6 protein-coding genes are annotated in these 10,464 nt (G+C 48.5%); 4 read left to right on the top strand and 2 right to left on the bottom strand.

Annotated elements, in window-relative coordinates; translation table 11 throughout:
• Window positions 1–11 precede the first annotated feature (11 nt).
• From Q8K39_RS16055 to Q8K39_RS16040, 4 genes are all read left to right on the top strand, one after another.
• Window positions 12–233, top strand: coding sequence for an AlpA family transcriptional regulator (locus Q8K39_RS16055; protein WP_305261752.1), 222 nt, complete (start codon window positions 12–14; stop codon window positions 231–233).
• Window positions 230–1,243 carry a hypothetical protein gene (locus Q8K39_RS16050; RefSeq protein ID WP_305261750.1) on the top strand — a complete coding sequence of 338 codons (1,014 nt, stop codon included), beginning with the start codon at window positions 230–232 and terminating at the stop codon, window positions 1,241–1,243. Before Q8K39_RS16055 ends, Q8K39_RS16050 begins: the two co-directional genes overlap by 4 nt.
• Before the next feature lie 518 nt (window positions 1,244–1,761).
• Window positions 1,762–2,955 carry an inovirus-type Gp2 protein gene (locus tag Q8K39_RS16045; protein ID WP_305261748.1) on the top strand — a complete coding sequence of 398 codons (1,194 nt, stop codon included), beginning with the start codon at window positions 1,762–1,764 and terminating at the stop codon, window positions 2,953–2,955.
• A 24-nt stretch (window positions 2,956–2,979) separates the two neighbouring features.
• A complete protein-coding gene (locus Q8K39_RS16040; RefSeq protein ID WP_305261746.1) occupies window positions 2,980–3,630 on the top strand; it encodes a DUF4262 domain-containing protein in 651 nt (216 codons plus the stop codon).
• A gap of 110 nt (window positions 3,631–3,740) precedes the next feature.
• On the opposite strand, the gene Q8K39_RS16035 is transcribed toward Q8K39_RS16040, so the two are convergent.
• Complete coding sequence (locus Q8K39_RS16035; protein ID WP_305261744.1) at window positions 3,741–5,879, bottom strand: UvrD-helicase domain-containing protein; 2,139 nt, start codon at window positions 5,877–5,879, stop codon at window positions 3,741–3,743.
• A partial coding sequence (locus tag Q8K39_RS16030; RefSeq protein ID WP_305261742.1) for a Zn-binding domain-containing protein occupies window positions 5,876–10,464 on the bottom strand: 4,589 nt, incomplete at its 5' end. The genes Q8K39_RS16030 and Q8K39_RS16035, both read right to left, overlap by 4 nt.

Here is a 10,464-nt window from a genome sequence, read left to right as displayed (position 1 = left end):
CTGTCGTTGTCATCCGCCTCAAAGATGTCCTAAGCAGAACCGGGCTGTCACGCTCTGCGGTGTACGACCGCCTGGACCCGGACTCAAAACGGCATGACCCATCGTTTCCATCACAGATTCGACTCGGTGCAAGTGGGCGCGCCGTTGGGTGGATTTCAAATGAGTTGGACGGTTGGTTGCAGTTACAAGTCACTTCCCGTCATACAGCAAAACCAGGAGGCCGTAAATTATGAGAAGCATCAACAGGTATCCGTATTACGTCGAAACGGATTGGAAAGCGCCAGCAGAATTATTCACTGATCCGAACGAATATCGACAACATATCGAGTATTTCACAAAATGCTTAATTATTGATGCCGGAGCTCATTTTTCTGCGAATCAGGATAGGCGTATAAAAAAGATAGCACTGCATGCATCTTTTTCAGGTGCATACTTAATAAACACCTTGTTAAATCCACTGGTGACTAACAAACAAATTAGCTACCAAACCGAAAGAAATCCTTATGTAAAAATCACACTGAAAATCATAGAGTTGTTCGAATTGGAAAAATTTCCACTAGAACTTAAATATATGACAAACTCTGAGCTTTTAAGATGGGTTGAGGTGCTGAACAATTGCGTAGAAAAAATTCGATATGAGGTTAATGATCCGGACATGCAAGAAAAAATAGCAGACCTCCAGAAACGCGAGTCCATCAACTACACCAATCTACTCAACCAGACCACATCAATATACCAAAAAAGAACCAAATTTTCCTTATTTTTTGCCAATTTTATTTCGCATGATTATCACCCTGACGTACCAACCCACAGCGATAATCCACATGTAGATTATAAAAAAACAATTGGTGTTATTGAGTCGATGATAAAGTCTTTCACAAGCGGATCGTGGTCTCATTCCTATATTGATAGTGCCTGGAAGATAAACTATTTTTATCGAGATCGCCTCTGCTTTGACATTTTAATTTTTCTAGATGATACCAATGGCGACGGTGATGAATCTATACAAGAATCGCTTGCGAATTACTGGCGTGAAGAAACTGGTGGCATCGGACGGTTTACGGGATCGAGTCTTCGTGGCAATGTTCTCATTCCAATTGGTGAAAAATTTATCAACGATCCAAGTGTTATGGCAGTTGTAAAGGAAATGACGAGTCTGACACACAGCGTTTTAGAGATGGCGAATGGCCAAGGAGGCACGCAAGGTATTAGATCGCACTATTCAGACCCGATGGAAATCTAAACAGCACCGCACCCCTTTCTGCTCGCTACATGCGAGCGACAGGTAGTGCCCTGCTACTGTTTAAAAGCTGACTCAGGTCTAGCGAAAGAATTGAATCGCCGTGACACACGACACTCTCGAAAAAATAGGCATAAATTTCATCTACTCAAAATTACCAATTTATGTTGACCGGTGATTGACCAATCAAAAATTGATTTCAATGAACCACGCCGCCCCAAAAAATGTACCCATTCAGCTTCATAACTCCGCACACGAATATCTTCAGTCATGAAAAAAATATTACAAAGAAAGCACATTGCAAATACTAAAAACGCCTTAATGAAGTTTAATTTCAAAAATCATTCTTATATTGGATATAAATGTTATTACTAATTTAAATAAATAATTGTTATTAAAAATTAATTGCTAATATAAAATACTAATATAGCAATCTAAAATTAAATATTATCGAAATAAAACAACACCACACCATCATCATACATTCATACAACACAAATTAAATTTATATTTAACACCCTATGACTACGCAAGGAATAATTGAAGACCTCGATGATCTAACATCCAATCGTATCTACAAGGATATTGTCCACCAAGCAGCAGTGTTTAAAATAAAGATCGACGAGAAGATCAACACAACCATAAACCTCGACAATACACCAACTCTCAGTCCGATCGAAAAATTTGTCGAACTGATCAGATCAACCAATCACATTGGATACACGCGAAAAGAAGTTTCATCAAATGGCGGAGTACAGTCAGTAATTTTCAAAGCCGAAAAATTAAGTATCTATTTTACCAATATAAAATCATACATCAGCACTGTGTATAGTTACGATGATGTTTACATTTACAGTGAAAATGTCACTCTTTTCTTGGAGTGCTGCAAGGAGCTAGAACTCTCACCAAACCAATTTAACAAACCTGAATTCTTTTACAACGCTAACAAGAGGCATGAGGCCGAACTTTACAACGACCTCATCACACTCATTCGGGTCAAATCAAAAACGGAGACGTTCAGAAAGAAATTAAGCAATCGAAAATCAAACTCAGTCAGAATGCAAAAGCGACTCACTGAGTACGTGAAAGAGTTGTTTTCGGTCCACTCAAGATTACTGGTGATTAGATTGGATTTAGGGTATTACGCTACAGCCGATAAAGATGGCATTATTCAAAGCACAGTAACTATTGAGCAGGTAAGAAATGATTTTAATAAGTTGTTTAATAACCGAAGGCACAACAAAATTTTTGAACACATGGTTGGGTATATTTCTAAACTTGAATATGGGGGCAAGAAAGGTTTTCACTACCATCTAATTTTATTTTTCCTGGGTTCGCGCGTCCATAAAGATACTTATCTTGGAAATCAGATTGGAGAATACTGGAGCAATGTCATTACCGCAGGAACTGGATCGTATTTCAACTGCAACGCTTCTAAGAAGAAATATGCCCACTTAGGAATTGGGATGATCAATGCGGAATCAGAAATGGATGCAGGACTACGATCTAATTTATTTAACTATGTGATTCGTTACCTTACCAAGACTGAGCAGTATCTAAAGGTCAAACTGGGAGAGAAAGACAGGGTTTTTAGCACTGGAGGTCCACCTAAGAGGAAGAGCAATGCGGGTAGGCCTCGTGATTCAGTTCGCGATGCTCGGGCGTTAGCTCATCAGCTGGCTACCACTCCAGAGCCATTTGACTTTGGCGGCTAGCCCCTGCATGTTGTTTAACCAACCATGGCATCCACTACCGACAAAGACGTGAATGGCAGCACTCTGGCTTCTTTCAATATAAAGCTTGGCTTCACTCTGAGATACCACTTGCCTATACAACTGCCATTTTTAAAAATCAAGAATATGAGAAAAATAATCAATACTCAAAAAAATTGCTTATGTCACGGTTCACATGACGATCAGGGAGGCAGAAAAATCAGGGATTTCACACTCCCAATTGGGAAAGAAAAATATGAAATAAAAATAATTTCCAATGTGCATACCTATGACTTTCACGTCGTTGCCATCCGTGCAGAAAAAGATACTCCTCAATTTTTTTATACGATTGGTCTGTACTACCAATATCAGCATCCTGAACTCTTGATCATGGGGATGGAAGTCAATGATGCACATGCCATTTTGATGAACGCTCATGAGCTCATTAAGAACGGTGGAACCATTGCACCTTGGACGACTTCAGAGACACTTTCAATCATGCCCCTCAAGGCGGTCCCCATCCATGTGAGCGACTACAAACAATTTCTTGGATTTGGCATGTGGTTTTACAGGTCACTTCAAGGTTCGCGACCAGATTCATTCCCGGCTATTCAACTTGTAGCGTCTGATTTGCCAAGAGATCCAGGTGTGAATGCACAAATTCGTTTATCGGCATGAATCTGATGCAATTTCTATTGACATCTATCGCGTCTGGCTTTCGCCGACTTTATGGGACACCGAGAAGCCGAGGATATTGACCAAGACATGTTTTATTTATCAACCTGAAACTAGATTTTCAGCATCAGGGCGTCGCACTTGGCCCGCGTCAAAGCAACGTAAATCAACTTTCGTTGGCTATCAGTGTCCAGTGGATTCCCAAAGAATGAGGCCGGTGCAACCACTATCACGCGGTCAAACTCTAGTCCTTTGGCTCGGTGCATGGTCGCAAAGTGAATGCAAGTAGCCTCTCTGCCTACATTTTGGTTCGCATCAATCACCGAGGTTTTGAATCCAGCTGCCGCAAACTGCTTGGCAAAAGCCTCACGCAACGACCGGTTACTGGCAATCACGCAGGTACTGCCTGAACGCCCTTGTTCATCCTGCCTTTGCCATGATTTGGCGCTGTCAATGGCAAGTGTGATTGCAGCCTCTATGCTTTCAACATCGACGACTCCAGGAACTGGTCCATGCGACAGTGACTTATAGCGGCGCGTTTCATCATGTCCTTCATCCAGGTCATCTACGTCACATCCCTCAAGCATTGCCACCGCGAGTCGGCGAATTTCATCGGTGGTACGGTAATTCAGGTACAGCTTGCGAGATCGACCTCGAATGTCAATTCCACATTTGCTCATGGCGGCGCGGTGGCGACTGTAAATGCGTTGATGTCCATCACCTACAAAAAACAAATCATTCGATTCACGCGGCATCATTGCGCGCAACAGTTTCAACGCCTGCGGTCCGAAATCTTGTGTTTCATCAATCACAATTGCGCTGTATGGCAATGCCGGGGTTTGGCTTTCGGATTCCTGCTGCAGAACGTTTGCAATGTCTCTGTAAGCATCGTCCACCTCCTTGAGCTTGCGGGAGGTCAACTGACCTCGGTACTCTTCAAAAACGGGCCAGATCGCATCTCGTTTGGCCCGACTCAGAATCACACCTCGACCGGTTCTGCGAGCAGCCCGGTATTCATCGCGCGTTGTGACACCCTGTGCCAAGATCACCTGCTCAAATTCCTGCTCATAAAAAGTTGTTGGCAAATCAATGGATGCATCTTTTACGGCCAATGCGGATTGCCAAGCTTGCAAGGCACCGTCCTGACTTCGGTCGTAAACAATTTTGTGCTCCAGCTTGCGCGAACGCATGAACCCATGAACCCATGCGTCGAGGTTGCGCACTTCAATCTTGGCCATCGTGTTGGGTGAGCACAGTGTTTTCAAGTTGTCTTCGATGTCCAGTGCGAGGTTTTTGGTAAACGTGGTGAACAGAACTTTTTTGCCATCCGGTGTCCGGTTTTCAGCCAGCCACTTCGCACGGTGCATGGCCACCACCGTTTTACCGGTGCCAGCACCACCCAAAATCCGCACCGGGCCACTGCGGTCACCGCCGGCCAATTTATGTTGCGTAGGGTGCAAAAAAATGCGCCATTGGGCCAAAGGGGCATTCATGATGGCCAACATCGCTTCATCGTCATCAACGATCACGAACCGGGACTGCGATTCCGGGGTGGTTAAAGCAGTTATGAAGTCAGTGGTGTCGATGGCACGATCAATACGGGTTTCGCGTGATGTCAAGACCTGATCAATCGTGTCTCCTGCCGCCACCAAGAAAAGGCCCTCATATGCCTCCACCGGCAAACTGGCCTGCAGACCATCCAACTCATCCTCCGTTTGAATTCCCTGCACTCGACCAATCCAATCCTCTGGCACACCGATGCTCATCAGCTGACGATCGGAAAGGGTCGCAAAGAGTGGAGGCTTGATTGTGGCTAATACCTGCTGTGATGAAACTCCAGTGAGCTTCACAGCAGACGCAATCGGCGCGCTTGTTTCAGTCGGATCAACTCTAGGTGGTGCTGCCACCTCTTCCAGAAAAACAATTTGCATCGCTCCGGTCACTGGATTGATGGCAATTTTGCGACGCTCAGCCCAGCGATAGGCTTCATCGTGGTGATCCACATGCAGCAAAACGTACACATCACCTCTGTCTGGCTTGAAAATAATGCCTCGCCAATCCAAGTCAAGACGGACAGACTTCAGGTTCGGGTCGCGGGCTGCATTGATTTTTTCATAATTGATACCCGGGCTTTTGGGGTCAGCTTGAAATTTCACCGCCCATTTCAGGACCTTGGATTGAGCACCAGATGGCAACTTGGCCAATTGAAATAGAAAGTCCTGAGACAGTGCCACTTTGGGTTTCAAGCTCATGTTGTCACGTCCTCATTTAATTTATGAAACCCTGCCATACCCAGCTTCGAAGCCACAGCCCCAGGCCAGCCGGCACCATCGACCATTGCAGTATTCTCATCGAGCACCAGCACTTGCCAACCCGCAGTGACCCAGGCATCTGCCAAGTCAGCTTGGTCAAAAGTGAGAAGTACAACATGATTGGCAAGCCACGCCATTTCCGCCTCGGCAACCACAGTGCCCCGATCATCAGCTAATTCATGCCCGATAACCGGAGGATGTGCGCCCAGAATTGCCAATTCACGCAAGCCCGATTTCAGCGCATCCAGGGTCAAGTTCAGCAACTCCGACCATTCTTGTGATAGAGCCGTTTGATCTGGAGACTCAGCAGATGCACCCACCTTTGGTGCCGCCTTCAGCATCTCTAAATCACCAGCCTGGATGCCGCTGGTTGTTGCCATCACCATTGCAGGCAAGGTTTGCAGCGTATTGAACAGCGCAAGCCATCTGCGCCAGTGCAAATGCGGCATTTGTTCAGTTTGATCTAACAGATCATCAAGCACAAGCACGCCAGGACTGGTCAGACACTCCATCTTGCCCTGTGCCCAAGCCAGCGGCCACGAGAAAGCGATCGCTGGATATGAATCCTTGCGTGACAAACTGGGCGCAAAACCTTTGCCTGGAGACTGCAACCATGTTGGCAATTGCTGCATCCAGCCCGCCATATCGAATTGAACCTGCTGCAACTCACCTGAGGTGGACGGGACCATCAAAAAGCCAAGCCAAAGTGCGTTGCTCTGCATTTGGTCCACAACAGCATCAATTTCACTGGCCACCGCAACAGAATTGGCCAACCAGTTCAATAACTGAAATACGGACTGATGTGCAAATGCATTCTGGCCAACTCTAGGCATAGTAGGTGGGGCCTTGGATCCATCATGGCGATTGGCTGTAACCAGAGGCGAGTCAAGATCCGTCCCGGTAACACCAGACAATGCAGCCTTCACATCGTCATGGGTAACCGACCAGACCCAAAATTTACCGCTGGCGACCAAAGCCGAACGCTTTAAGGCATCTTCGCGCAAAGAATGCTGGTGATAGGCCCAGCCATCACAGAACACAGCAATGGGCTTGCGAACAGACCCACCCTGCCATGGCCAGATCACAAAGTCCGGCTTGCTGGCCACCGCAACCCCTTCAGATGGGCCTAAATTACACTGGGGCTCAATACGATAACGCTGACCCGAAACTTCGAGAACGAAACCGGATTTACCGTTGACGATGTCTTGCACCAACTTCACTAGAGGCAAGCCATTGGCACCGCTCATCCGGCGCAGGCTTTCTATAAACCGGCTTTCCAGCACCGAATCAAAACTCGGGTTGATGAAAATATCGGAAATGGTGGCTACTTTTTCAAGCTGGTCCAAGGATGCCACCAACTCAGTCAACACCTCTTTGCCCCGGTCACGTGACACCAGATGCATGTTGCGACCCAGGCGGTACTGGTAGACACAACGGTAACAGCCATCTTTCTCGGGATCTTCATTGCAGGAACATTTGCTGATGCTTTCCAACGCCATCCGCATCACATCAGTCAGCGTGCCAGCATCCTGGGCCAACAGCTGGTGAAGGTAGCCCGTTCCACCCGGCACCGAGTCATACAGCATCACAAAATGCCGCCTGGGACCACCATCCTTGCCGGGCTCATCCTGGGTCACCAGGCGCAAGTGGTCCACTCGACCACCAAAACGCTTTTTCAAGCCCAGTTGAAGGACTGCCATAAAAGATTGCACCACCTCTTCATCCACGCCAGACTTGGTATAGGGCACCAAAATCCGCAGGGCCTCAGAGGCAAATTCGCGGTACAAATACAGACATTCCAGCAGGTTGGCGGGATCTTCATTGCCATGCTTGACGCAATCAAAGCTGTGATGCTGACCTACTGGCTCAAACCGATTTTTCGGTAGCTTTTGGACCTTGCCGCAATGCCTGCACAGTTTGAACCCAGGCCGTGACGACTCTTTGTCTGCCACCTTGAACGACTCACCAGGCTTCACCAACTCACCAAAATTCACGTCTCTGAATGTCACCCGAGATATGAACTCAAATCCGAAAGGCAAGCCACCGGTTTTGATTTGCCATGCCTCCCGAATGTCCTTCGGTTCAAAATCTGCCATCAATTGGCGAACGTAAAACTTGGGCTCACGGTCATCCACACTGTCATCAATGCGCACCTTGGTGTCATCACTGTTGGCAATCGCCTGCCTGAACCTCAGCAGTGTGCGTTTTTGAGCCGCATCGCCCCACATGGCATCACCACACCGTGGGCAAACGGCATGCGTGTCGGCCTCCACTTCCAGGTTTTGCATGTGATGGCACGATGGGCAAAACCGCCAGTTCTCGGTCTTGGCCAGATTCATGTTGATCTGATCAATCTCCACGCGCCTTTGGTTCGCGTAAAAGCGATTTTCCGGGGCAAATTCTGACAAAGCCGAATTGGCTGGGCGCTCATATTTAATGGCTGGCAATGCCACATAGGCACCTTGCCCTTGCTCGTCTGATCCGCGTTTGCGCCAAAGGACCGACTTCAGTTCAATACCTGCTTCAGGAAACGCATAGTTGGGAATCAGTCCGGCATCGGTCAGCGTGTTGAGCAAATCCCGCTTGTTGATCTCGGCAATCAGCTCCAGCATCTTGTCGCGTTCGCGCAGCAGACTGTCAATTTCTTCGCGTGTTGCGTCATCTTGCGGTCTTTGCTCGGCCGCTTTGCGCAGCACGTCAATCTGATCTTTGCGTTTTTTGTAGGTCTTACGTTCTTCCACCAGCTCCTGCAAATACTTCAGCAAGCGCGACCGCAGGCCATCTGCATCTCCCTGTCCCTGCATGAAGTCTTGCAGGCGTTGGCGTACCACCGCATCCACATCTGATCCCAACAAATCAATAAAGGCAGCAAACAACCTGGGCTCATGAGCCAGCACGTAGTCGCAAAAGTTATACGGAAACCGCGCCTGGTTGGCTTGCTCTACCGCATCAATGGCTGTGGATGTCTTTTCTGGAAAAGCTGTGGCCGTACTGATGCCACTCACCCAGTCGTCCATACAGAAGGCAAACAATTGGCGGCGCAACACCTCCGCCGCCTGCAAAAAGACACCAGGTGGTGCCACTTCGCCGGACAACATTTCCTGCGTTTCTTCAAAAAAATACAAATCGTGTGGGCTGCTGCCATCGGCCAAGGTCGTTGTCATGGCGTTGCCATCACGGCGACCTGCACGACCCATTCGCTGTAGATAGCTGGCTTGGTTAGGTGGCACTGAACACAGCAGCACAGACGATAAATCGCCAATATCGACACCCATTTCCAAAGTGGGGGTGGCTGACAGCAAGTTCTCGTACCAGTCACGCGGCTGCTTTGACTTGAAGCGAATTTCCAACGCCTCGCGCTCCTCACGCTCCAGTAAACCGGTGTGCTCGGCAGCAATTACGCGGCGCAAATCACCCTGGCTGAACCGATCAGACAACCAACCACCGGTGGGCAAGATGTCATCGTAAAACTCATCGGTGGCATCAATGCAGGGCATCCCTTGCAAGGCGTCAGCCGCGCTGGCTGGCACTGTCAAGCGACGCTTTCCCAAAGGGGTCGCGAGATAGGCCGTTTCCGTATCCAGCTGCAAAGCCAATGGGTTGATCGCCAAGGTGTCGCCTTGGTGGTCAGCGGTGCGCACCAAAATGCTTTGGTCTTCCAGCACCTTGGTTGCCGCATGAAAAATATCAACCGCCAGTCCTGGCGACAACAACATCTGGCGACCCAATGCCGCTGCAGCCCACCGGTCAAACCAGCTGGCCCGTTGAGTGTTGGTCAATTTGTCAAAGTCGCGCTGCTTTCCCAGTGTCAAAAAAACCGGCCTGGGAGTGCGTTCACCCATGCTGGGTAACCACTCTCTGCGACCACCGGTATTGGTCAACGCGTAAATATTGCCATCACCCGCATAGTTGACCAGCTCTGGGTGCATCACGGCACCACGGCGGCGCAAATGTGTCAACAAACCCCAAAGCCATTGGGTCAGCACCGGCAGGCTTAACCCCTTGGCACCAAATTGCTCATGCAGCCTGGGTAACAAAATTTCGGCCACTGCGGTAACCCGATCCAGTGGCACTGACACAGTGGCCTTGCCAATACGATCCAGATTTCGTCCACGGTGGCTCAGGTAAGTGAATTCACTAAAAGCTTGCCACAGCAGCCGTTTGCGCACCTTTGCGGGTAAGCGGCTCGATGCGGGCAAGGCACCTTTCTTGAGCAGTTCTTCAGCCCAGTCTCGCTGCCAAGTCATGTTGGGGCCGATGAACTCCGCCAACAAGCGTTCAGGCGTCATGTACAGCACCGAGCCTGGGGTGTCAAACAGTGCGTCAGCTTGTGCCAGAAAATCAGTCCAACTCAGATTGGGCTGGGCCAGTTCATCGATCACTTTGGCCAGAGCGGTGCGCACATTGTTGAGGTAAGTGCGCGCGCCAAAAAAGCCAGCACGGTGTGCAGCATCCTGCACCGAATCAGAAAACGCAATCAGCTTTTTGTCATCATTAAACGGACTGGCCCAACTGTGCTCGACCA

It is taken from the genome of Undibacterium sp., assembly GCF_030683615.1.
In the GTDB taxonomy this organism is placed as follows: domain Bacteria; phylum Pseudomonadota; class Gammaproteobacteria; order Burkholderiales; family Burkholderiaceae_D; genus Undibacterium; species Undibacterium umbellatum.
The sequence above is the reverse complement of the archived record's forward strand: the minus strand, read 5'-3'. Positions and strand labels throughout refer to the sequence as shown.

What these genes read in the sequence shown, in the direction of transcription:
- Q8K39_RS16050 (WP_305261750.1), top strand. Translation starts at nt 230, where the DNA reads ATGAGAAGCATCAACAGGTATCCGTATTACGTCGAAACGGATTGGAAA.
- Q8K39_RS16045 (WP_305261748.1), top strand. Translation starts at nt 1,762, where the DNA reads ATGACTACGCAAGGAATAATTGAAGACCTCGATGATCTAACATCCAAT.
- Q8K39_RS16040 (WP_305261746.1), top strand. Translation starts at nt 2,980, where the DNA reads ATGGCATCCACTACCGACAAAGACGTGAATGGCAGCACTCTGGCTTCT.
- Q8K39_RS16035 (WP_305261744.1), bottom strand. Translation starts at nt 5,879, where the DNA reads ATGAGCTTGAAACCCAAAGTGGCACTGTCTCAGGACTTTCTATTTCAA.